This window comes from Kaistia defluvii (assembly GCF_026343955.1).
Lineage (GTDB): Bacteria > Pseudomonadota > Alphaproteobacteria > Rhizobiales > Kaistiaceae > Kaistia > Kaistia defluvii.
Window position 1 is genome coordinate 573934 of sequence record NZ_JAPKNI010000003.1, and the last position, 23521, is coordinate 597454.

The 23521-nt window shown below is 66.1% G+C and carries 20 protein-coding genes and 1 tRNA gene; 9 read left to right on the forward strand and 12 right to left on the reverse strand.

Features of this window, described 5'->3' with window-relative positions; translation table 11 throughout:
• Window positions 1-5 precede the first annotated feature (5 nt).
• Both OSH10_RS10750 and OSH10_RS10755 read left to right on the forward strand, forming a co-directional pair.
• Window positions 6-1595: a heme biosynthesis protein HemY gene (locus OSH10_RS10750; protein WP_266331701.1), complete on the forward strand. Its 1590-nt coding sequence runs from the start codon at window positions 6-8 to the stop codon at window positions 1593-1595.
• Between the two features lie 107 nt (window positions 1596-1702).
• A tRNA-Thr gene (locus tag OSH10_RS10755) sits at window positions 1703-1778 on the forward strand.
• 204 nt (window positions 1779-1982) lie between these two features.
• On the opposite strand, the gene OSH10_RS10760 is transcribed toward OSH10_RS10755, so the two are convergent.
• The 12 genes from OSH10_RS10760 to OSH10_RS10815 all read right to left on the reverse strand — a co-directional run bounded on the left by OSH10_RS10760 (window position 1983) and on the right by OSH10_RS10815 (window position 14693).
• Window positions 1983-2753 carry an SDR family NAD(P)-dependent oxidoreductase gene (locus OSH10_RS10760; RefSeq protein WP_266331702.1) on the reverse strand — a complete coding sequence of 257 codons (771 nt, stop codon included), beginning with the start codon at window positions 2751-2753 and terminating at the stop codon, window positions 1983-1985.
• 1 nt (window position 2754) lies between these two features.
• Window positions 2755-3693, reverse strand: coding sequence for a 3-hydroxyacyl-CoA dehydrogenase (locus OSH10_RS10765; RefSeq protein WP_266331704.1), 939 nt, complete (start codon window positions 3691-3693; stop codon window positions 2755-2757).
• A complete protein-coding gene (locus tag OSH10_RS10770) occupies window positions 3693-4583 on the reverse strand; it encodes an N-acyl homoserine lactonase family protein (RefSeq protein ID WP_266331706.1) in 891 nt (296 codons plus the stop codon). The genes OSH10_RS10765 and OSH10_RS10770 overlap by 1 nt, the downstream gene beginning before the upstream one ends.
• 13 nt (window positions 4584-4596) lie before the next feature.
• Window positions 4597-5175: a hypothetical protein gene (locus OSH10_RS10775; RefSeq protein WP_266331708.1), complete on the reverse strand. Its 579-nt coding sequence runs from the start codon at window positions 5173-5175 to the stop codon at window positions 4597-4599.
• Entirely contained in the window at window positions 5165-6208 is a 1044-nt protein-coding gene (locus tag OSH10_RS10780; RefSeq protein ID WP_266331710.1) for a LacI family DNA-binding transcriptional regulator, read from the reverse strand. Before OSH10_RS10780 ends, OSH10_RS10775 begins: the two co-directional genes overlap by 11 nt.
• Window positions 6209-6234: 26 nt before the next feature.
• Window positions 6235-7524: a histidinol dehydrogenase gene (gene hisD, locus OSH10_RS10785; RefSeq protein ID WP_266331711.1), complete on the reverse strand. Its 1290-nt coding sequence runs from the start codon at window positions 7522-7524 to the stop codon at window positions 6235-6237.
• Window positions 7525-7582: 58 nt separating this feature from the next.
• Entirely contained in the window at window positions 7583-8803 is a 1221-nt protein-coding gene (locus OSH10_RS10790) for a sugar ABC transporter substrate-binding protein (protein ID WP_266331712.1), read from the reverse strand.
• 98 nt (window positions 8804-8901) lie between these two features.
• Entirely contained in the window at window positions 8902-9915 is a 1014-nt protein-coding gene (locus tag OSH10_RS10795; protein ID WP_266331714.1) for an ABC transporter permease, read from the reverse strand.
• The gene (locus OSH10_RS10800; protein WP_266331715.1) at window positions 9912-10919 is read right to left on the reverse strand and encodes an ABC transporter permease; all 1008 of its coding nucleotides are present in this window, start codon (window positions 10917-10919) and stop codon (window positions 9912-9914) included. Before OSH10_RS10800 ends, OSH10_RS10795 begins: the two co-directional genes overlap by 4 nt.
• On the reverse strand, window positions 10916-12469 hold the full coding sequence (locus OSH10_RS10805) for a sugar ABC transporter ATP-binding protein (RefSeq protein ID WP_266331716.1): 1554 nt from the start codon (window positions 12467-12469) through the stop codon (window positions 10916-10918). Before OSH10_RS10805 ends, OSH10_RS10800 begins: the two co-directional genes overlap by 4 nt.
• A 202-nt stretch (window positions 12470-12671) precedes the next feature.
• Entirely contained in the window at window positions 12672-13490 is an 819-nt protein-coding gene (locus OSH10_RS10810; RefSeq protein ID WP_266331717.1) for a PIG-L deacetylase family protein, read from the reverse strand.
• 69 nt (window positions 13491-13559) lie between these two features.
• Window positions 13560-14693: an ROK family protein gene (locus tag OSH10_RS10815; protein ID WP_323181578.1), complete on the reverse strand. Its 1134-nt coding sequence runs from the start codon at window positions 14691-14693 to the stop codon at window positions 13560-13562.
• A gap of 399 nt (window positions 14694-15092) precedes the next feature.
• Between OSH10_RS10815 and OSH10_RS10820 the strand changes: the two genes are divergently transcribed.
• The 7 genes from OSH10_RS10820 to OSH10_RS10850 all read left to right on the forward strand — a co-directional run bounded on the left by OSH10_RS10820 (window position 15093) and on the right by OSH10_RS10850 (window position 23418).
• Complete coding sequence (locus tag OSH10_RS10820) at window positions 15093-16670, forward strand: ABC transporter substrate-binding protein (RefSeq protein ID WP_266331719.1); 1578 nt, start codon at window positions 15093-15095, stop codon at window positions 16668-16670.
• Between the two features lie 102 nt (window positions 16671-16772).
• Window positions 16773-17762, forward strand: coding sequence for an ABC transporter permease (locus tag OSH10_RS10825; RefSeq protein WP_266331721.1), 990 nt, complete (start codon window positions 16773-16775; stop codon window positions 17760-17762).
• Window positions 17752-18699 carry an ABC transporter permease gene (locus OSH10_RS10830; protein WP_266331722.1) on the forward strand — a complete coding sequence of 316 codons (948 nt, stop codon included), beginning with the start codon at window positions 17752-17754 and terminating at the stop codon, window positions 18697-18699. The genes OSH10_RS10825 and OSH10_RS10830 overlap by 11 nt, the downstream gene beginning before the upstream one ends.
• A 7-nt stretch (window positions 18700-18706) precedes the next feature.
• A complete protein-coding gene (locus OSH10_RS10835) occupies window positions 18707-19900 on the forward strand; it encodes an amidohydrolase family protein (protein WP_266331723.1) in 1194 nt (397 codons plus the stop codon).
• On the forward strand, window positions 19900-20916 hold the full coding sequence (locus OSH10_RS10840) for an ABC transporter ATP-binding protein (protein WP_266331724.1): 1017 nt from the start codon (window positions 19900-19902) through the stop codon (window positions 20914-20916). Before OSH10_RS10835 ends, OSH10_RS10840 begins: the two co-directional genes overlap by 1 nt.
• Window positions 20909-21922 carry an ABC transporter ATP-binding protein gene (locus tag OSH10_RS10845; RefSeq protein WP_266331725.1) on the forward strand — a complete coding sequence of 338 codons (1014 nt, stop codon included), beginning with the start codon at window positions 20909-20911 and terminating at the stop codon, window positions 21920-21922. Before OSH10_RS10840 ends, OSH10_RS10845 begins: the two co-directional genes overlap by 8 nt.
• A 14-nt stretch (window positions 21923-21936) precedes the next feature.
• Entirely contained in the window at window positions 21937-23418 is a 1482-nt protein-coding gene (locus tag OSH10_RS10850) for an amidohydrolase family protein (RefSeq protein ID WP_266331726.1), read from the forward strand.
• Window positions 23419-23521: the final 103 nt, after the last annotated feature.

A 23521-nucleotide genomic window follows, 5' to 3' on the forward strand; every position in this document is an offset into this window, starting at 1 on the left:
CGACGATGATCCGCATCCTGGTCTATGTCGCCATCGTCTTCGCGGTTGCCGCGGGATTCGCGTGGCTTGCCGACCGACCCGGCGATATCGTGCTCACCTGGCAGGGCTTTGACTACAAGACCAGCCTGATGGTCGCTTCGGTAAGCCTGGCCGTCCTGTTCGTGGCGCTGGCGATCCTGATCTGGATCGTCGTCACGGTGTTCCGTGCGCCAAAACTGTTCGGCGGCTGGCTCTCGGGCCGCAAGCGCGATCGCGGCTACCGGGCGCTGTCGCGCGGCATGATCGCGATCGGCGCCGGCGACGTGAAGCGCGCCAAGCGATTCGCCCTGGAATCGCGGAAGATCCTGAAGGATGAGCCGCTGACGCTTTTGCTGGCGGCCCAATCCGCGCAGATGACCGGGGATGGCGCCGGCGCCCGCGCCGCGTTCGAGACCATGCTGGACGACCCGGAAACGCGGCTGCTTGGCCTGCGCGGGCTTTATGTCGAGGCGCAGCGCAGCGGCGAGCCGGAGGCCGCGCGCCACTATGCCGAGGAAGCCGCCAGGGCGTCGCCGAGCCTCGCCTGGGCGGGCACTGCCCTGTTCGAGGATCAGGCCGCCAAGGGTGAGTGGTCGGCGGCGCTATCGACGCTGGGCTCCAATCTTCACGCCAAGCTGATCGAACGCAGCGCGGCGCATCGCCTGCGCGCCGTGCTCCTGACCGCGCGCGGCCTGGAGCTCGAAGCCTCCGATCCGGAGGAGGCGCGCGCCGCGGCGCAGGAAGCCGTCAAGCTGGCACCCGGCCTCGTTCCCGCCGCGACGCTCGCCTCCCGGCTGTTCGCACGCCAGGGCGACGTCAAGCGCGCCGTTCGCGTCATCGAGACGAGCTGGAAATTCGAGCCGCATCCCGAGCTTGCCGAAGCCTATGCCAATGTCCGGCCCGGCGACGCGGCCCAGGACCGGCTGAAGCGGGCCGAAAAGCTAGCCTCGTTGCGTCCCGGCCATATCGAAGGCCATCTGGCCGTCGCCCGCGCCGCGATCGACGCCCGCGACTGGTCGCTCGCCCGGCGCGAACTCGCCGCGGTCCCCGACCAGGAACGCACGGAGCGCTTCTGCCTGCTGATGGCGGAGATCGAGGAAGGCCCGGACGGCCATCGCGGCCATGTCCGCGAATGGCTGTCGCGCGCTGTCCGCGCGCCGCGCGATGCGCAATGGACGGCCGATGGTTACGTCTTCCCGGCCTGGGCACCGGTCTCGCCGATCTCCGGCAAGCTCGACGCGTTCGAATGGCGGATGCCGACCGTGGCCCTGGCCGCGGACCAGCGCCCGGCCATCGATCTCGCCATCGAGGACGAAACGCCGGAGCCGGTCGTGATCGAGGCGCCGGCGACGATCGCCGCGCCGAAGCCCGAGCCGGTCAAGGCCGAGCCGGCCCCGACGCCGCCGCGCCCTGCTCCGGCGTCCGAGCCCGCTCGCCAGACATCGCCCGCTCCGGTCTCGGCCGTGAAGAATAGCGGCTCCGCCGCCCCGGCGGCCGCCGTGGTGGCGCCGATTCCCGACGATCCGGGCATCGACGACGGCGACACCGAACCTGCGGATCGGCTTCGTTTGCAGTGAGGCAGTGGAGAACGGCCGGGGAGGCTTGAAACCCGGATCGAATGTAGCTATGAACCCCGTGGATTTTACAGCAGCCCTTCGCGGCGCCGGTCAAATCCCTCGGGTAAGCCGCTTTAGCTCAGCTGGTAGAGCACATCATTCGTAATGATGGGGTCACAGGTTCGAATCCTGTAAGCGGCACCACCACCCCTCCCCCTCCGTGAACGATCTGGCGCCGATGGCGTCAAAGCCGATTCGGCGTGGACCGGATTGGCGGCCCATGGCGACCACGCGATGCCGGGCAGGCCCGCCGATCGCCGAGGCCGCGAAACCGCTGGACAATCCCTTGGTGCGAAGCGAACAGCGCGGCGCTTCCGCCGGAACCGTGATCTCGTTCTCGAAGAACGCTCAGAGCAAAGGGCGCCCGCCATCGATCGGGATGATCGAGCCGGTGGTGAAGGTCAGAAGGCTGGCGACGGCCAGCACGGCGTTGGCTACCTCATCCGGGGCCGAGAGACGGGCGAGCGGCGTGTTGGCGGCCTGCCGGTCGCGCCATTGCGGGTCGAGCCCCTTGACGAACTCCGTGTCGACGAGCCCGGGCGAGACCGAAACGACGCGGATTTGCGGCGCCAGCGCGCGTGCCAGCGACTTGGTCAGGTTGTCGACGGCCGCCTTCGAGGCGCAATAGGCAATGTTGCTGCCCATCGCGGTCACGGCGGCGATGGACGAGATGTTCACGACCAGCCCGTCGCCGGATTGCGCCAGCAATTTCCGGAAGGCGCGCACCATCGCGATCGGACCGCGAACATTGACCGCCAGCACCCGGTCGATCAGTTCGTCGTCCAGCCCGTCGAGATCGCCATGCGCGACGAAGCGGGTCGTGCCGGCGCAGTTCACCAGGATGTCGAGCCGCCCGAAGCCGCTCTCGACCTCGGCGGCGAGCCGACCGATCGCGGCCGTGTCGGTGACCGGTGCGGCGAGTGCCCGATGCCCCGCGCCCGGCAACGAGGCAGCCAGCGCCTCGGCCGCCGCGGCGGAGGCGTTGTAGCCGACGACGACGGTGGCGCCCGCCGCGGCCAGCGCCCGGGCGATGGCGGCGCCGATGCCGCCCGCGCCGCCGGTGACGAGCGCGACCTTGCCCTGAAGCGCCTTCGCCCCGATCGGTGACGGATGGGTCATGTCAGTCCTTCTGCGCCTGCTTGTGCGCCACCAGCCGCATCAGCCTGCCATCGCGCCACGCGCGGCGATCGGCGAGCTTGTCGCCGGGCAAAGCCTCGCGCCGCTCGGCGGCAACCTTGGCCACCAGGTCCTCCGACCACGGCCTGGGCTCGGTGCGGTCCCGCGCCACCGAGTGGTAGAGCGGCCCAAGCCGCTGGGCATAATCGGCGACGCCGCCTGGAGCGTTCAGATCGATCGTCTCGAACGGCCCCATGAACGACCAGCGCAGGCCGAGGCCATGCGCGACCGTGGCGTCGATGTCGGCAGCGCTGGCATAGCCTTCCTCGAACAGCGCCCAGGCCTCATTCAGGAGGGCGCCCTGCAGCCGGTTCAGGATGAAGCCGGCGATCTCGCGATTGACGACCACCGGCACCTGGCCGAAGCGCGCCATTTCGGTGCGCAGGAAGGGCACGATATCCGGGTCGGTCCAGGGCGCCGGCACCAGTTCCACCACCGGCACCAGATGCGGTGGATTGACCGGATGGCTGACCAGGAAGCGGCTGCGATGCACGCAGCCTTCGGTGAAGGCCGAAGCCGGGATACCGGAGGACGAACTGCCGACGATCGCGTCCGGGCGCATCGCCGCGTCGATCGCAAGAGAAATCGCCGTCTTGACGTCGACACGCTCGAACACGGATTCCTGGATGTAGTCGGCGTCCGATACCGCGTCGGCCAGCGTGTCGGCCACCGCGATGCGGCCGGCGATGCCGTCGACATCGTCGACGAGCCCGACCTCGCGCATGTCGGCGAGGCTGTCGCGGATGCGGTCCAGCACCGAGGCGCGGATCGACGCCTCGGCATCATAGACACGCACCGTCGCCCCGGACCGGGCGAAGACGATCGCCCAGCCCGAGCCAACCAGTCCGGCGCCGACGATGGCAACCCTGCGGATCGGCTGCATCAGCTTACCTTCGACGTTTCGCCATCGGCGAGGCAGATTTCGGTGATGCGCAGGCCGTCCTCGGTGATGCGCGACGGGAAGCGATCGCGCAGGCGCTCCTCATGGATCGGGATGACGCGGCGGGATTCGTAACCGACCTGCTTCATCATCTCTTCGGTCGCCAGAACCAGATTGGTCTGGCTGCCGGTGGCGAGGCCGACGGGCACGTAGATCGGATCGTCGACGTCGACGGCGCCGCCCGGGCCTTCGATGTTGTCGAAGACATAGACGAGGTCGCCGGCGAGCACCCAGGTGTCGGACGAGTCGTCCTGCCCGTCATTGCGGACGGTGATCCACTGAGAGCCGAAGGTGTGGCTGTCGAAGGCGGCGTGCAGGTCGACGCCCGGCAGCACGTTGGCCCGGGCGCCGTCGACGGTGACCAGGCGGCGCTGGCGGGCCAGATCGAGGCCGCGCACGATGTCACCGGGATCGACGGCGGTCATCATCCAGCGCATCCGGTCCGGCAGCGCCATCGCCCAGGCCCATTTCGCGATTTCGCGCTCCTGGATGTAGAAGGTGGCGTTCGGGAAGTCCTCGACATTGCCGAAATGGTCGAAATGGGCGTGCGTCACGAAGACGGTATCCACGTCCTCCGGCGTGACGCCGACGCCACCGAGCACGGTGCGCGGCGAACGCCAGTTCTCGACGCCGAAGCGATCTCCCAGTACCTTGCCATAGTCCTTGTCGTTATAGCCGACGTCGATCATGGCGGTATGGCCGTTGCCCTTGATCAGGGCATAGCAATAGGGAAGCTTCACATAGCCCTGATTGTGGGCGCCATAGAGAACGCCGCTTTTGTGATAGTTGGTGACATAGCTGTATTCGAGCACCCAGATCGAATAGTCGCCCATGTAAACTTCCTCCCTAGCGCAGTGTTGGTTGGACCATGCATGAACAGCAGGCCTGGCTGAAATCGACCATGCTAAGCCCCGCCTCCATGTCGGAGGCGCTCCTCAGGGCTTGGTAGGCCGCGTTGATCTCGTTCGAGGCGATGGCGAGCGCCGTCTCGCCGCCGCCGATTTCGCCGAAGCGCCGGAAATGCCGGAGACCGGCCCCGATATGCGCGAAGGTCGCGTCCAGCTTTGATTTGTGGGCGGCAAGGCCCCCCGGCGCATGAAGCGCCGCCAGCGTTTCACCGGCCTTCTGCCAGCGCTCGTCGGCGATCGGCAGATCCGGCAGGTCCAGCACTTCACGCCGGCCGCTGGCCTGGACCAGGATCAGCAGCCCGGCCAACTGGCCGATGAGCCGGCGAAATGCCTCGTACGCCTTGCCCGCCTCGATGCGGTAGGCGACGACCCGATCGGCAAGCGCCTCGTCGGACCCGCCCGGCACCGCAACGGCTGTGGCCGTGAACCGCGCCGGCTCCGCCAGGGCCGAGCAATCGTCCCTATGCAGCGTCACGGCACGCTCGAACAACGCCCGCCCCGCCTTGTCAGTCTGCATGGCGATCCCTCGTGGACTGGCGCTCGACGAGGACCGTCGGCGCGATGCGCTGGACGAACGGCTCGGTCGCGGCATGGGCGGAAACCTTGCGGGCAATATCGACCGTGCTCTTCAACATCGCCTCGACGGGTTGGCGCACCGTGGTCAGGCCGTGCGACGGCCAGGCCGCCATCGCGACATCGTCGAAACCGACGACCGAAAGGTCCTGCGGGATGGCGAGGCCCAGTTCGCGGCGCACGCCATCCATGAAGCCGATGGCGAGAATGTCATTGGCGCAGAAGACTCCGTCCGGTCGGTCGGCAAGCGCGCCATAGGCGGCCGCGGCGCCATAGCCCGCTTCATAGGAGAAGAGCCCGGCTTCGACGCAGATCGGTTCGTCCAATCCGCGCTCGAGCGTCCGCTCGACGAAGCCTGCCCGCCTTTCGACATTGGTCGAGGCGTCCGGTCGCGCCGCGACATAGGCGAGGCGCCGGTGACCGCGGTCGATCAGGAAATCGGCGACCATGGCGCCGCCGACGCGGTTGTCGCAGCTGACGCCGAAGCAATGGTCGTCCTCCGACAGCCGATTGAAGAACACGACGGGCGTGCCCTGCGCCGCGCATTCGTCGCGAACTTCCGGCGACAGGCGCGAGGCGAGGATGATGGCGAGGTCCGGCTGGTAGGTGAGCAGCAGGCGGACGGCGTCATCGATCTCCTTCGGGGCCTGCGCCGCCACCAGCATGACGTTCATGCCATAGGCGCGCAGGTCCTCGGTCATCCGGGTGACGACCTCCGGATAGAAGGGATTGGTGATGTCCGACACCACCAGTCCCACGATGCGCGTCTTCTTGGTGATCAGGCTGCGGGCGAAGGGGTTCGGCCGGTAGCCGATCTCCTGCGCCCGCTTCAGCACGGCGTCGCGCGTCTGCTGTGCAATGACCGCGTGCGGATGAAAGGCCCGCGAGACGGTGGACACGGACATGTTGAGGTCGCGCGCCAGATCCTTGACGGTGATGCGCGGCTTGCGCTCCCGTCCACTCGCCTTGTCGGCCATGATCAATCCTCCGAGGTCCATGCTGATCAGGCGGCGTTGCGCCCCCCGAATCGACGGACGCGGATGTTCGCCTGTTCGGCGTGACCGTGGAATCCTTCCAGCATGCAGAGGCGGGAACAAACTTCACCGACCAGCGCGCTGGCCTCGTCCGTCAGGACCTTCTGGTAGGTGCAGGTCTTGAGGAACTTGCCGACCCACAGCCCGCCGGTATAGCGGGCGGCCTTTTTGGTCGGCAGGGTGTGATTGGTTCCGATCACCTTGTCGCCAAAGGCGACATTGGTGCGCGGGCCCAGGAACAGCGCGCCGAAATTGGTCATGTTGGCCAGGAAGTAGTCGGGGTCGCGGGTCATGACCTGGACATGTTCCGAGGCGATCCGGTCGGCTTCCGCCACCATCTCCTCATAGCTGTCGCAGACGATGACCTCGCCATAGTCGGCCCATGACTGGCCGGCCAGCGCCGCCGTCGGCAGCGTCTGCAGCTGGCGCTCGATCTCGGCCATCGTATCGCGGGCGAGTTTCTCCGAATTGGTCAGGAGAACCGCCGGCGAATTCTTGCCGTGCTCGGCCTGGCCGAGCAGGTCGGTGGCACAGATCTCGCCATCGACGCTGTCGTCGGCGATCACCAGCGTTTCCGTCGGGCCGGCGAACAGGTCGATGCCGATGCGGCCATAGAGCTGACGCTTGGCTTCGGCGACGAAGGCGTTGCCAGGACCGACGATCATGTCGACCGGCGCGATCGTCTCGGTGCCGAGCGCCATGGCGCCAACGGCCTGGACGCCGCCGAGCACATAGATCTCGTCGGCGCCGGCGAGATGCATCGCCGCGACGATCGCCGGATGCGGCCCGCCCTTGAACGGCGGCGCGCAGGCGACGATGCGCTTCACGCCAGCCACCTTGGCCGTCACCACGCTCATATGGGCGGAGGCGACCATCGGATACTGGCCGCCCGGGACGTAGCAGCCGACGGCATTGACCGGAATGTTCTTGTGGCCGAGCACGACGCCGGGGAGCGTCTCGACCTCCAGATCGAGAATGCAGGCGCGCTGCTTCTCGGCGAAATTGCGGACCTGCGCCTGGGCGAAGCGAATGTCGTCGAGATCCTGCTTCGAGACCTTGGACAGCGCCGCCTCGATATCGGCGTCGCTCAACCGGAAGGCCTCCGGCGACCAGGAGTCGAAGCGCTCCGAAAGCTCGCGGACCGCCGCGTCGCCGCGCTTGCCGATATCGGCCAGGATGCCTTCCACCGTTGCGCGGACCTTGGCGTCATTGTCCGCGACCGTGCTCTGATCCTGACCGCGCTTCAGATACTTGGCCATTCTCGTTCCTCGTCTCGTCAAAGGGATGGTGGACGGCCGAAGCCGTCCACCGGTTGCATCAGGGACTTACGGTCGGCTGGATCTTGGTCAGCTTGTAGAGATCCGCCGGCGGCTCGCAGTTCTGGCAGTTGATGCCGGGCTCGTTCGGCGCCTTGACGATCTCGGCCGGCAGCGGCTGGATCGTGGCGCCCGGCGTCGGCTTGCCTTCGAGCGCCGAGAGCAGCGACAATTCGGGCAGCAGTTCCGGATTGAACACTTCGGTCACGAAGGACGACGGCACCTTGCCATCCGGGAAGGCGTTGCAGCCGTTCTCGAACGTTTCGCCTTCGCAGAGCTTGACCGAAGCGGCCGGCACCCACGGCAGCGGATATTCGATGTTCGTCGCCTCGAGCTCCCGCTTGCCGGTGAGGATTTCCATCAACAGCTTGAAGGCATAGCCCGACTGCGCCGGCGGCGAACCGGCCGAGACGCCCTTCAGGCCCTTGGCCTGCATGTCCGGATTGGCGAGGGCCAGGCGGAAGCCGTTCGAGTTCTCGCCGGTCATCGGCACGAGCTTGGTGCCCGCGTCCTGCAAGGCCTGGATCGCGCCGTACTCGCCGGCCTGTGCCCAGATGCCATCGACATCGGGATGGGCGGCGAGCGCCTTGGCTGTCTCCTGCTGGGTCGTGCGGTCGTCCCAGTAGGAATAGTATTCGGCCGCGATCTCGATGCCCGGATACTGCTTGAAGATATGCATCGCGCCGTCGGTATGGCGCTTGTCGACCGAGTTGCCCGGCACGCCGCGGCTCAGGAAGATCTTGCCCTTGCCGCCGAGCTCGTTGACCAGCGCCTGGGCCGAATTCTCGCCGAACCCTGCCGTGATGTAGCTGACATTGTAGGCGCAGGGCTCCGTGACCGTTGCGTCATAGGTGAAGAACTTCACGCCCTGCTCGCAACCGCGCTTGATGACGCGGTTGAGCGCCGTCGAGGAGATGGGGAAGGTCACGATGCCATCGGCGCCGGCCTCGATCATGCTCTCATAGGCGGAGATCTGGGCCTGCGGGTCGGTGCCCGAGATGACCTCGATCAGTTCGACCTGCTTGTCATAGGGCGGGGTGGCGGCCAGCGCCTTGACGATGTTCGCCGCCTCGGACTGCCACGCATTGCCGCTATAGCTGAGGCTCAGATAGATCTTGAACTTCTTGTCCTCGGCATGCGCCGAACCGACGAGACCGGCCAGCGCCACCGCTGCCGTCGTGCAGAGCATGGTGGCCCTGCGGATCCGCTTCCAATTCATCATGTTTCCTCTCCTCTTCCCTAACTTTGAATCGACGTCGTGCGTCTGGTGAGAACGTTCTCACCGCCTGTCAAAAAAACGCACGTCCTCGCCGCCTCCCGTCAGCTTCGCTTCGGCCGTCGCAGCCTGGCGAAGAACTCCTCGCGCATGAAGAACAGGGCGGCGACGATGATCCCGCCCTCGATCACGGTCCGCCAGCCTTGCTCCAGGCCGATCGCCGCGATCACCGTGCCCAGCGTCGTCAGCAGCACCGCGCCGCCGACGGTGCCGATGAAACTGCCGCGCCCGCCGAGGATCGAAGAGCCGCCGATCACCACGGCCGCGATGCTGGGGAGCAGATAATTGTCGCCCATCCGCAGCGTCGCGCCATTGGCATAGCCGACCAGCATCATGCCGACGAAACCGGCGCAGATGGCGCTGACGACATAGGCCTGGGTCGTGACGGGACCGATGGCGACACCCGCCACCCGCGCGGCCTGGTCATTGGCGCCGATGGCATAGAGCTTGCGGCCGAACACGGTCCGGCTCTGCAGCAGCCAGCCGGCGAGGACGAACAGGAGGACGAAATAGACCACGACCGGAATCCCGACCCAGGTCGTCTTCATCAGCGCGGTCATCGCGGCCGGCGAGGCGCCACGCGGCGTACCGCTGGTGTAGCCGAGCGCGGCGGACGCCAGAATGATCGACGTCGCCATCGTCATGATGAAGGGCGGGATCTTGAGCACGGTGACGCCAAAGCCGTTGAAGGCGCCGACAAGGCCGCAGATCGCCAGGATCGCCGGCAGCACGTACCAGTCTCCGCCACCGCCCGCCCAGCCCGTGGCGAGCACGCCGCCCAGCGTGATCACCGCTGGAATGGAGAGATCGAGGCCGCCGACCAGGATCACGAGCCCCTGTCCGAACGACAGCACGATCAGGAACGAGGCGAGCATCAGCACGGTCAGGACCTGGCTCCAGGAACCGAGTGCGGGGCTGACGAAGCGCGAGCCGAGGATGAGCAGGATGCTCAATCCGAAGACGATGATGGCGTTGGTAGTCTCTCTCGAAATGCCGCCGCCGCGACGCAGATCCGCCGAAGCCTGGAAGGCGGCGCCCTTGGGTTCCGATACGCTCATTTCTTCGCTCCGGCGTTGAACAGGCGCGGCATGAAGCGGCCGAACAGGATGGCGAGGATCAGGACGAAGCCCTGGAAGATGCCGGTGTAGAAGGACGAGACGCCGCCGGAGAACAGCACCTTCTGCAGCAGCATCAGGCAGCCGGCGCCGACGATCGAACCGATCAGCCCGCCCCTGCCGCCGGAGAGCGAGGTGCCGCCCAGCGCCACGGCCGCGAAAACCAGCATCAGGAAGGGCGCGCCGGCATTCGGATTGCCGGTTGCCGTCTGCGCGCTGAGCATGAAACCGGCGACGCCATAGAGCATGCCCGCGCCGACGAAGGCGGCGAAGCGCACGCGCGTCACCGACACGCCGGACAGCATGGCCGCCTGCTCATCCGCGCCGACGGCGTAGATGCCGATGCCGGTATTGGTGCGCAGGAAGACGAGCCAGAGCAGCGCGACGGCGGCAATGATCAGGCCGGCGATCGGCACGACGCCGAACAGCGTTCCCGTCAGTTCATAGGAAACCCAGTCGGCAACCATCCCGCCCGGCGCGTCGAGAATGACCAGGGCCAATCCTTGGCAGACGATCATCGTTCCGAGCGTCGCCGCGATGGTCTGCAGGCGCAGCACGGCGACCAGCCAGCCATTGACCGTCCCCACGACCGCGCCGATGGCGCAGCAGCCGAGCAGGCTGATCAAGGCCCCGCCGGGTCCTTCCATCGGCCAGACGGCCATGAACACATTGGTCAGGGACACGACGCCGGCGACCGACAGGTCGAAGCCGCGGCTCAGAACCACCAGGGTCTCGCCGGCGGCGGCGATCGCCAGCGGCGCGGCGTTGTTGATCAGATTGGTGAAGGTGTAGGACGAAAGCGCCCGCGGCTCCCACAGGGCGTAAAGGGCGTAGAGGACGACATAGAGCAGCGTGACGATGGCCGCCCCGCTGGTGAGCGCCCTGACCCAGTTGGACTTGCGTCCGCCGCCATTCCGCTCGAGCGGCTGCACCGCGCTGGCACTCATGAACCCGTCTCCAAACCCGCCTTGCGCGGCATACCCTTCGGCACGGCGGCATGACCCACCAGCGCACCGACCAGGCGCTGCTCCTCAAGATCCTCGCCGTGGAACTCCGCGAAAATCCGGCCGCCATAGAGGACCATGCAGCGATCGGCGAGATCGGTGACCTCGGGCAGCTCGGATGAATAGAACAGCACCGAGCCGCCGGCATCGGCGAAGCGGCGGATGGCGGCATAGATCGACTGCTTCGTGCCGACATCGACGCCGCGCGTCGGATCGAACAGCAGCAGCGTCTGCGCGCCGGTCAGCAGGGTCCTCGCCAACAGGGCCTTCTGCTGGTTGCCCCCGGAAAGATCGGCGATCGGAAAGGACAGGTAGCGGGCCGCGAGATCGACGCTCCCGGCGACCGAAGCGGCCGCCTTCGCCTCGAGTCCGCTCCAGACGAGGCCGCCGCGCGAAATGCGGCCGGCCACCGGCAAGGTGATGTTTCCCGCCGCCGTGAGGCTGGACAGAATCCCCTCGGTCTTGCGCTCTTCCGGGACATAGGCGATGCCTCGGCCGGCCTTCAACGCGCCCTGCGGATTGCGCAGCACGGTCGGTTTGCCGTCGATGTGGATGCTTCCGGCCGCCGGCCTGGCGAGACCGGCGAGGATGCGGAACAGGTCGCGTTGACCCTGCCCTTCCAGCGCCGCTACGGCCAGCACTTCGCCCTGGCGAAGCGTGAAGCTGACCTCCTTCAACTGCCCGCCAGCAAGGCCGGCGACGGCAAGGGACGCCGGCGCGGCGGAATCGCGCAACGGACGCGGCGCCTTCTCGTTGCGGACTGCGCGTCCCACCATCATCTCGAAAATGTCGGCATCGGAAGCACCGGCCAGATCGACCGTCGCGATGCTTCGGCCGTTCCGCAGGACGGTCGCGCGGCTGCAGAGCGCACGGACCTCGGCAAGCCGGTGCGAGATATAGAGGACGGCCACGCCGCGGGCGGTTATCTGGCGGATCAGGCCGAACAGCCATTCGACCTCGGAAAGGGCGGCCGTCGGCTCGTCGAGCACCAGAACCCTGGTCGCATGTTCCATGGCGCGGACGATCTCGAGCCGCTGACGATCGGCAAGCGAAAGCGCGGAGACCGTCTCGTCGGCGTCGATGCGCGCGAGATCGTAGCGCCGCAGAATTTCGGAAGCCGCCAGGCGGGCCGCCGAAGCGGAAGCGAGGCCGGTCCTGCCCCGCGGCATGCGCGGCATCATCAGGTTTTCAGCCACCGTCAGGTTCGGCAGCAGGCTCAGTTCCTGAAAGGCCGTGGCGACGCCGTGGCTCCTGGAATCGAGAATGGTGCGCGGCTGAAAGGCGCTGCCGGCCAGCGTCATCGCGCCGCCATCGGGGCGCACGACGCCACTCAGGATCTTCACGAGCGTGGATTTGCCGGCGCCGTTTTCGCCAAGCAGAGCATGCACTTCGCCCGGCTGCAAAACGAGGTCCACACCTTCGAGCGCGACGGTGGCGCCATAGGATTTGGAAACAGCGCGGACCGCGAGCGCAGCTTGCCCGTCTCTGACCATGCGCCCCTCCCAAGGTCCATATCGTCAGTGAGAACGTTCTCTGAGAACGTTCTCACATTGGCTGACGAAATTTGCCTTGTCAACCGTAAGAGGGTGCGCAGCGGACGGCCGCAGCGCCACGGCGATCCCGCTGGATGAGCGCTCGCGCGCAAAGCCCTGGCGGGCGATTCACACGCCGCCAGAGGATGCATCCTCACGACATTCAGAGGCCCAGCATGTCATGGACCTGAGCCAGGCTGGTCTCGCGCCCGTAGTCTGCGAGCTGGAAGCTCTCCGCATAAGCGATCGCCGCGCCCCGCTCCTGGCCATATTTGGCAAGCATCGCCTCCCGCATCGGTTCAGCCGACATGAACTCGTGCCAGTGAGTCAGGATGAACTGCCGACGGATCGCCCAGTCTTCGCTGGCCGGAACGCGATCGAGAAAGCCGCGCTCGAAGGGGGCAAACTCGAAGAACTGCGTGGCATGCTCGCCGCATGCCCTGAGCTTGCGCTCGATGCTGGCATCCACATCAACCACGACCTCATGCCGGTGGGTCGCGAGCGCGCCGTAGTCCGTCATTTTCAGACAGACAGGCTCCGCCGCCAGCGGCGGGTAGGCCGGCACGACGTTGCCGTTGGTGAAGAAGCCGGATGCGTCGCGGACCGCACGACCCGCCATTCGATTGTCGATGTGGCCCGGCTGCTCGTCATGAAACGTGATCACGAGATCGGCCTGCCAACGCCGGACGGAGGCGATGATGGCCTTCCGGATCTCCAGATCGGACATCAACTCGCCGTCGTGGATGTCGAGGATCTCGTAGTCCAGCACGCCGAGATGACGGGCCGCGGCATAGGCCTCGCGAGAACGCCGACGCTTCAACGGTTTGCGCGCCATTTCATAATGACCGGCATCGCCATTGGTCAGGGACAGGAACTTGACCCCGGCCCCTTTGTCGGCCAGGCGCGCACATGTTCCACCCGCATAGAGCTCGGCCTCATCCGGGTGCGCCTTGATCACGATTACCTTGAGCGGATAGGGCATTTCAGCGGAATTCCTCGCAAGAGAGGCGGCGCTGCGAGCGCCAGCATGGATAGGACTGGGGGATGAAACTCAGGGCTGGCCGCGCGCGGCGCTGCCGCCGGCAAAGAGCCTTTCCCGTGCGTGGTCGAGCGCCAGTTCGACGGCTCCGGCCCGGACCGCATCGACGCCAACGGCCGAAGGGACGATCTGTGGCAAGGCGATCGGCAATGTCGTCAGGATGCTGGTCACGCCGCGAGACAGGCGGCGGCCGGCGGCATGGCCGATCGCGCCGCCCAGCACCACCATTTCGGGATCGAGGATCCCGATAGCTCCGGTAAGTCCGGCTGCAACGCGGTAGGAGAGGTCGGCAAAGAAGGCGGCATGGCCGCCGCCCGTCGCAGCCCTGGCGACGGCGTCGACGCTGCCGTCGCCTTCGAGCCCATGCTCGTCGATCAGGCGCTCGATGGAGGCGGGACCGAGCAGGTCCTCCAGCAACGCCATCCGCACCATTTCGCCGGGAGCGGCCATCCGGTCGGGCACCATGGTGCCCCCCAGTTCGCCCGCCATGCCGGTATAGCCGCGCAGAAGTTTGCCGCCGACCACGGCGCCCGCGCCGACACCGTCGCCGATCCAGAACAGGATGAAGGATTGCACACCCTGCGCGGAACCGGCTGACATCTCCTCGAGCGCGACGAGATTGACGTCGTTCTCGATGATCACGCGGCGATGGCCGACCACGCTTTCCAGCGCCTCGGGAATATGGAAGCCCTGCCAGTTGGGCAGTTGCTGGCCCTTGCGCAGATTGCCGCTTTCCGTGTCGACAATACCGGGCAGCCCCACCACCAGCTGGTCGATTTTGAGCGGCGAGATGCCGGCCTGGCGGGCGACGTCCTCGATCACGACAACCAGGCGCTCCTGCGCGTCATAACGCTCGCCGGGTTCGCAGTGCCGGCTCGAAACCGCGATCGTGCGGCCCGTGACGTCTGCGACGGCAGCCCGGATTCCATGCACTGAAACGTCGATCCCACCGACAAAGGTCGACGCCGGCTCGATACACCAGAGGCCGGCCTTCGGTCCGAAACTGCCGGCCTTCTCGCCGTCGCGGCGGATCAGGCTGGCGGCCTCCAGCCGGCGCAGCAGGTCCGACATCGCCGGCTTGGAAAGGCCGGTGAAGGCTTCGAGCTCCATACGCGTCAGCGGCCCTTCGGAGAGAAGCCGCTTCAAGACCGCGCGTTCATTGAGATTCCGCAGCAGCCTGGGACTGCCGGATAGAGTTTCGATTTCCATCAAACTACCGTCTGGTAACTTTCTTTACAGTCTGTTACGAGTTATTCCGTCGGACTGTCAAGCGCTCAATCGGTGCCAGAAGCCCCGGCCTCAGATCGAGCCTCAGGCCTTTGGGCCGATCCCCGCGGCGGACACGCCACGCGGATCGGACGGTAGTTTTGTATACATTTTGACCATTTTTTGTACGCGCTCGTTTTATTTTCAGTACCCGGTTGACAGATAAATTGTGCACGATAGCGTTGCTGGCGAAGGCTGGTGGGAACCACACCGGACCGTTTCAGCCCCATGCGGGGCCAATAAAAACAGACTCACTTCCTTTCAGATCAGGAGACGGAAATGGTTGCTTGGAGATCGGCCGCGCTGGCGGCGGTACTGGCGGGCGGGCTCGTCGCCCCGGCCAACGCGGGCACGCTACGATGGGCGCCGCAGCGCGACATCGTCTCGATGGATCCCTACTCGTTCGGCGACACCTTCACCCTGTCGGTGCTGAACCACGTCTATGAGGGGCTGGTCCGCTACGACGACAAGCTGAAGATCGAGCCGGCGCTGGCCGAGAGCTGGGAAGTCGTCAACCCCACGACCTGGCGCTTCCACCTGCGCAAGGGCGTGAAGTACCATGACGGCGCCGATTTCACCGCCGACGACGTGCTGGCTTCGCTGAAGCGCGTCAGCGACCCGACCTCTCCGCTGCGCGGCAACGTGCCGTCCTATGTCTCGTCGAACAAGGTCGATGACTACACGGTCGATATCGTCGTCACCGAGAACTATCCGCTGCTTCTCAACGACCTGACCAACATCCACATCTTCGACCAGGGCTGGCTCGTCGCCAACAAGGCCGAGGCGCCGACCGACGTCGCCAAGGGCGTCGAAGGCTATGCCACCAGCCATGCCAACGGCACCGGCCCGTTCAAGTTCATCTCCCGCAAGCCGGACGCGGAGACCGTATTCGAGGTCAATCCGGACTGGTGGGACAAGCGCAAGCACAATGTCGACCGGATCGTCATGACCCCGATCACCTCGGCCGCGACGCGCGTCGCGGCGCTGATCTCGGGCGAAATCGACTTCACCAACCAGGCGCCGCTGCAGGATATCCCGCGGCTGGAAGCCTCGTCCGACCTCAAGGTTCTGTCGAACAGCGAGCTGCGGACCATCTTCTTCGTGATGAACCAGACGCCCAAGGCGTTCGAATCCGACGTGACGGACAAGAACCCGCTGCAGGACATCAAGGTTCGCCAGGCGCTCTATCACGCGATCGATGCCGACGCGATCCAGAAGGTCGTGATGGCCGGTCTCTCCCGCACCACCGGTTCGCTCGTCTCCCCGGCGATCCCCGGCTATGTCCCCGAGCTCGACAAGCGGCTCAGCTACGATCCCGAACTCGCCAAGAAGCTGCTGGCCGAAGCCGGCTATCCCGATGGCTTCTCCTTCTCCTTCCTCTGCCGAAACACCGAGTTCGTCAACGAGGAGCAGATCTGCCAGGCCGTATCGGCCATGTGGGCCCGCATCGGCCTCCGTCCGAACCTCAATCTCGGACCGACCACCATCCAGGACGCCAAGTTCGACGCCGGCCAGTTCGACGTCGGTACGCTGGGCTGGGCCAATGAGCCGATGATCGACAGCTATTCGATCCTGGTTCAGGTCGTCCATTCGAAGACCGGCAATGCCGGCGTGTTCAACTGGGGCGGATGGAAAGACGCCGAGATCGACGCGCTGATCGACAAGGCCGGCGCCACGGTCGACCGCGACGAGCGCCTCGCCATGCAGGCGAAGGCCCTGCTGCGCGCCAACGAGCTGTCGATGTTCATCCCCGTCCACCAGCAGCCCATGGCCTGGGCGACCGGCGCCAACATCGAGAGCGTCCTGCAGCTCTCCGACAACAAGCCGCGCCACTGGCTGACCCGCATGACCGAGTAGGCTCGGGCTCACGCCCCGCATCGATGGACCGTCGCGCCCCGGCGCGGCGGTCCGGCCCCGTCCTGACGGGCCGACGTCCTTCACTCCGCTGGAGACACGCCGTTGCTGCTGCTCATCATCAAGCGCATGGCCAATGCCATCTTCGTCATTCTGGCGGTATCGCTGCTCGCTTTCACCATCTTCAAGTTCCTGGGTGATCCCGTTCAGCTGATGCTCAATCCGCAGGCCACGCAACAGGAGCGCGATCAGCTCACCGAGCGGCTCGGGCTGAATGATCCCGTCCCGGTCCAGTTTGCGAAATTCGTCTTCAACGCCGCGCGCGGCGAGTTCGGCATGAGCTATCGCAACCAGATGCCGGTGATGGAGGTGATCGCCCAGCGCTTTCCCGCCACCTTCGAGCTGGTGCTGGTTTCCTCGGTCATGGCGCTCCTGATCGGCCTGCCGCTCGGCGTCTTCGCCGCCATACGCGGTGGCACGGTCATGGCCCGCGTCTTTCACCTGATCTCGATGATCGGCGTTTCGGTGCCCGCCTTCGTCATCGGTATCCTGCTGATCCTGGTGTTCTCGATCGAGCTCAAGTGGCTGCCCGCCTTCGGGCGCGGCAAGGTGGTCGATCTCGGTTTCTGGACCACCGGCTTCCTGACGCCCAGCGGCCGCGCGGCTCTCGTCATGCCGTCGATCTCGCTCGCCCTGTTCCAGATCTCCTTCATTATGCGGCTGGTAACGGCGGAAATGCTGGAGGTACTGCGGACCGATTTCATCCGCTTCGCCAAGGCCCGCGGCCTCAAGGCGCGCGCGATCTATTTCCGCCACGGCCTGCGCAACTGCATGATGCCGGTCGTGACGATGACAGGCATGCTGATCGGCGACCTGATTGCTTTCACGCTGGTGACCGAGATCGTCTTCCAGTGGCCCGGCATGGGCTTCCTGTTCGTTCAGTCGGTGCAGTACGTCGATATCCCGGTCATGGCGGCCTACCTGATGATCGTCTGCTGCATCTTCATCACCATCAACCTGATCGTCGATTTGATCTATGTCGTGGTCGATCCGCGCGTCGATCAGTTGGTGCGTGGAGGCGGCAATGGCCACTGAACTTTCCCCCGCCCGTCCGAGCCTGCTGCAGCGCCTCTGGGCCTTCTACGACAGTGACCTGATCTGGAGCTTCCGCCACAGCCCGATGGCGATCCTCTCGGCGGCGCTTCTGGCGATCGTCGCCTTCACCTCGCTCTTCGCCGCATGGCTGATGCCGCAGAACCCGTTCGACATCACCCAGCTCTATCTCGACAAGGCCAACCTGCCGCCGATCTGGATCGAGGGCGGACAGATGCCCTATCTGCTGGGCACCGATCTCCAGGGTCGCGACATCCTGTCGGCCATCGTCTACGGATCGCGCATCTCCCTCATCATCGGCGTCGCCAGCGTCGCGCTGTCGATGACCATCGGCGTGCTGGTCGGACTGATGGCCGGCTATGTCGGCGGCGCGCTCGACAATTTCCTGATGCGCATCGGCGATGCCGTCATGTCGATCCCGACCCTGCTTGTCGCCATCCTGATCAGCGCGATCTTCCGCGGAATGCTGCCGGTCGATTATCGCGACGCGGCCGCCCCGCTGATCCTGGTCGTTGCGCTGTCGCTGACCAGCTGGGTCGTCTATGCCCGCATGATCCGCGCCGCCACCATGGTCGAGGCGGGCAAGGAATATGTGCTGGCCGCCCGGATCATCAAGGTACCGCGCCGGCGGATCATCCTCCACCACATCCTGCCGAACGTGCTGACGGCGGCGCTGGTGACGGCAACTCTCAATCTGGGTCTCGCCGTGCTGGCCGAGGCGACGCTCTCCTTCCTGGGTGTCGGCATGCCGAGCGCCCAGCCGTCGCTGGGCACGCTGATCCGTATCGGCAACCAGTTCTTCTTCTCGGGCACCTGGTGGATCGTTCTGTTTCCCGCCCTCCAGCTCACCCTGATCATCCTGGCCGTGAACCTGCTCGGCGACTGGCTGCGCGACGCGCTCAACCCCAAACTGAAGTAGGAAGACCATGACCGATCTCGTCATCCGCAGCGTCCGTCCGCTGGGCAAGGCGGCCACCGATATCGCCATCGCCGAAGGACGCATCGCCGCCATCGGGCCAAACCTTCCCGCCAATGGCGCTGCCGAGGAAGACGGCGGCGGCGCGCTGCTCCTGCCCGGCCTGATCGAAGCCCATACCCATCTCGACAAGACCCTGCTCGGCATGGACTGGGTCGAGAACCGCGTCGCCTCCAGCATCCGCGCCAAGATCGACAACGAACGCGAGATGAAGGGCGTGCTCGGCCTCGATCCGGCGCTGCAATCAGCGCGGCAGGTGGTGATGTCGATCGCGCGCGGCACGACCGCGATCCGCAGCCATGTCGACATCGACACCACCTATGGCCTCGCCGGCTTCGAAGGCGTCGCCGCTACGCGCGCCCGCTACGCCGACGTCATGGACCTGCAGATCGTCGCTTTCCCGCAATCGGGCATGATGATCCGCGAGGGCACGATCGAACTGATGGACGAGGCGCTTCGGCAGGGCGCCGACGTCGTCGGCGGCCTCGATCCCTGCGCGATCGATTTCGACCCGAAGGGCCATCTCGACGTCGTGTTCGACCTGGCGGTCAAGCATGGCAAGCCGATCGACATCCACCTGCATGAGCCCGGCGAGCTCGGTGTGTTCACCTTCGGCTTGATCCTCGAGCGTACCCGCGCCCATGGCCTCGCCGGCAAGGTGACCGTGAGCCATGCCTTTGCGCTCGGCATGAATGATTATCTTCGTATCGGCCAGTTGCTGGACAATATCGCGGCGGCGGGCGTGATGCTGATGTCGACGGGGCCGGCCGGCGTCCCGGTTCCGCCCCTGATCCGGGGCCTCGACGCCGGCATCACCTTCTGCTCGGGCACGGACGGCATGCGCGATCTCTGGAACCCCTATGGCAATGCCGACATGCTGCAGCGCGCCCAGATCCTGGCCGACCGCAACAATCTGAGCCGCGATGTCGAGATCGAGCGGGCGCTGGATGTCTGCACCTTTGGTGGCGCCAAGGTGATGGACCTTCCCGATTATGGCCTCGAAATCGGCGACTTCGCCGACCTCGTTCTGGTCGAGGGCCGCACGCTCACCGAGGCCGTCGTCACGCTGCCCGAGCGCAAGCTGGTGGTGAAGCGCGGCCGCATCGTGGCGCGCGATGGCGAAGCCCTGGTCGAGGCGGCATGATGAACCAGCCGCTCGCGCGCCAGGCCTCCGCCGAAAGGCCCGTTGCACCGCTGCTGACCGTGCGCGGACTGAGCGTCGAATTCGTCACCCGTCGTGGCAGTTCACGCGCGCTCGACCGCGTCAGCTTCGACATGGCGCCGGGCGAGATTCTGGGGCTGGTGGGGGAATCCGGCGCGGGAAAGTCGCTCTCGGGCAACGCCATCATCGGGCTGATCGACCCGCCCGGCCATGTGGTGGAAGGCGAGATCAACTTCGAAGGCAAGCGGATCGACAATCTGGCGCCCAACCAGATGCGCAGGCTGCGCGGCAGGCGGATCGCCGCCATCTTCCAGGATCCGCTGACGTCGCTCGACCCGCTGATGCGCATCGGCGACCAGATCACCGAAACCATCCTCACGCATCTGTCGATGTCGCGCGCCGCAGCCCGCGCCCGGGCGCTCGAGCTGCTGAAGGCGGTCGGCATCCCCGCCCCCGAGGTTCGCATCGACCACTATCCGCATCAGTTCTCCGGCGGCATGCGCCAGCGCGTCGTGATCGCACTGGCGGTCTGCGCCGATCCCAAGCTGATCATCGCCGACGAACCGACCACGGCGCTCGACGTCTCGATCCAGGCGCAGATCACCGCCCTGCTCAAGACGATGTGCCGCGAGCACGGCACCGCCATCCTGCTCGTCACGCACGACATGGGCGTCATTGCCGACACGGCCGACCGCGTCGCGGTGATGTATGCCGGGCGGCTGGTCGAAATCGGCCCGATCGAGGAGGTGCTGCGCTCGCCCCGGCATGTCTATACCGCCGGCCTGATCGGCTCGATTCCCAGCCTCAACCGCCGACGCGAGCGGCTGGTGCAGATCGATGGATCCATGCCCCGGCCGGGCGCCGTGCCTTCGGGCTGCGCCTTCGCCCCGCGCTGTCCCAAGCGCATTCTGAAATGCGACGAGCGGCCGGAGCTCATGCCCTTCGGCAATAGCCAGGTCGCCTGCTGGCGCGCGGAAGAGAGCCATTCCTATGTCTAGCCAATCCGCCCTTGAAGTGCAGGACCTGGCGCGCTGGTTCGATGTCTCGGCCCCCTGGCTGACCCGCGTGCTCGAGCGCAAGCCGAAGCGCATCCTCAAGGCCGTCGACGGCGTCAGCTTCCGCGTGCCGCGCGGCAGCACCTTCGCCATCGTGGGCGAGAGCGGCTGCGGCAAGTCGACCATCGCGCGGCTCGCCGTCGGTCTCCACAGTCCGACACGCGGCGAACTGAATTTCGCGCATGGCGCCGGCCGGGACGGCCGCATGCGCGCGCAGATGATCTTTCAGGATCCCTATGCCTGCCTCAATCCGCGCTGGCGGGTGAAGGACATCATCGCCGAGCCGATCCGCGAGCTTGGCCTGCGCCGGGGCGCGGCTGCTGTTCAGGCCCGCGTCACGGAACTGCTCGGCCTCGTCGGACTGACGCGCAGCGATGGCGAGAAATATCCGCACGCCTTCTCGGGCGGCCAGCGCCAGCGCATCTCGATCGCGCGCGCCTTGGCGACAGAGCCGGAATTCCTCGTCTGCGACGAGCCGACCTCGGCGCTCGACGTCTCGGTTCAGGCCCAGATCCTCAATCTGATGATGGACCTGCAGCGTGAATTCGGCCTCACCTACCTGCTGATCAGCCACAACCTCGCCGTCGTGCGCCACGCCTCCGACCAGATCGCGGTCATGTATCTCGGCCGCATCGTCGAGCAGGCGCCGACCGAGATGCTGTTCCGCAATCCGCAGCACCCCTATACGCGCCTGCTGATCGACACCATTCCCGACCTCGAGGCGCCCAATCGCGCGCGCCAGCCCCTGGCCGGCGAGGTGCCGAGCCCGATCGATCCGCCATCCGGCTGCACCTTCCATCCCCGCTGCCCCTATGCGCAGGACGTTTGCCGAAAGGTGTCGCCGCCCATGGCGAAGGACGATGACGGCCGGGCGATCGCCTGCCACTTCCCGCTGACAACAGCCCGAACCTCCCCCCTTGCCGGCCTCGCGGCCGTCTCCGCGACCTGAAAGGACCGGCACGAATGGATTCCACGGGACGCACGCTGCTCTCGGCGAAATGGATCGTCGGCCACGACGATGGCAAGCACACGCTGGTGCATGATGGCGAAATCGTCTTCGAGGACGGCGCCGTGATCTTCGTCGGCCATGATTTCCCTGGCGAAGTCGCCCGCCGGATCGACTATGGCAACGCCCTGATCAGCCCCGGCTTCATCGATCTCGACGCCCTGTCCGATCTCGACACCACCGTCTTCTCCTATGACAACCACCCGGACTGGCAGAAGGGTCGGACCTGGCCGCAGAGCTATATGGATCGCGGGCCGTACGAGATGTACGACGCAGAGGAACTCGCCTTCCAGAAGCGCCACGCCTTCACGCGGCTGATCCGCAACGGCATCACCACAGCCATGCCGATTGCTTCGCTCTACTACCGGCAATGGGGCGAGACCTATGCGGAATTCGCCGACGCCGCCAAGGCCGCCGACGATCTCGGCCTCAGGGTCTATCTTGGTCCCGCCTACCGAACCGGCAATCCCATCGTTGGCGAAGACGGCGCCATCAGCCTCTATTTCGAGGAGCCGCGCGGCCTCGCGGGCCTTGCCGACGCCATCCGCTTCTGCCGGGATTTCGAGGGCAAGGCGAACGGCCGCATCCGTACGATGCTGGCGCCCGACCGCATCGAAACCTGCACGGCGGAACTGCTGCGGCAGACCGCCCATGCCGGGCGCGACCTCGGCGTTCCCGTGCGCCTGCATTGCAACCAGGGTCGCTTCGAGCGCGACACGGTGCGACGCCTGCATGGCAAGACCTCGGTCGAGTGGCTGGACAGCCTCGACTTCCTGACGCCGCGAACCCTGCTGCCGCACGGCACCTATGTCAGCCCGTCCCGCAATATGGACGAGCCTGGTAACGATCTGTTAACCCTCCTCGATCGCGGTTCGGTGGTCGTGCATTGCCCGCTAGTGGCAGCACGACACGGCGACGCCCTGGCGAGCTTCGCCAGCCACAAGGCGATGGGACTGCGCATGGCGCTCGGGACCGATACGGCGCCGCCCGACATGATCCTCAACATGCAGGTCGGCATGATGATCTCGCGCGTGCTCGACCGCGAGATCGCCAACATCCGCTCCGAGGACTATTTCGACGCCGCGACGCTGGGCGGCGCCGATGCGCTGGGCCGGCCGGATCTGGGGCGGCTCGCGCCCGGTGCCCGGGCCGACATCACCGTGTTCGACCTCGGCAATCCCGATCTCGGCCAGATCATCGACCCGATCCAGACGCTGATGCTGACGGGGAGCGGCCGCGACGTGCACAGCGTCTTCATCGACGGCCGCCTGGTGATGGCGGATCGCACGCTTCCCGGTGTCGATTTCGCCGCCGACAGCGCCCGAGCGCAGCGCCAGTTCGAGGGCCTGATCTCGAAATATCCGGAGCGAACCGTCGGCCATCCGCCGGTCTCCGAGATCTTCTCCTCGGCATACAGGATCGTTGAAGCGCCGAACTGACGCGGAAATTATGCCTGTTTTCGCGCCATAATCAGCAATTTATGTATACTAATTTAGCCATATCTTGTACGCATGGGTGACAATCCGAGGACAAGAGGTCTTC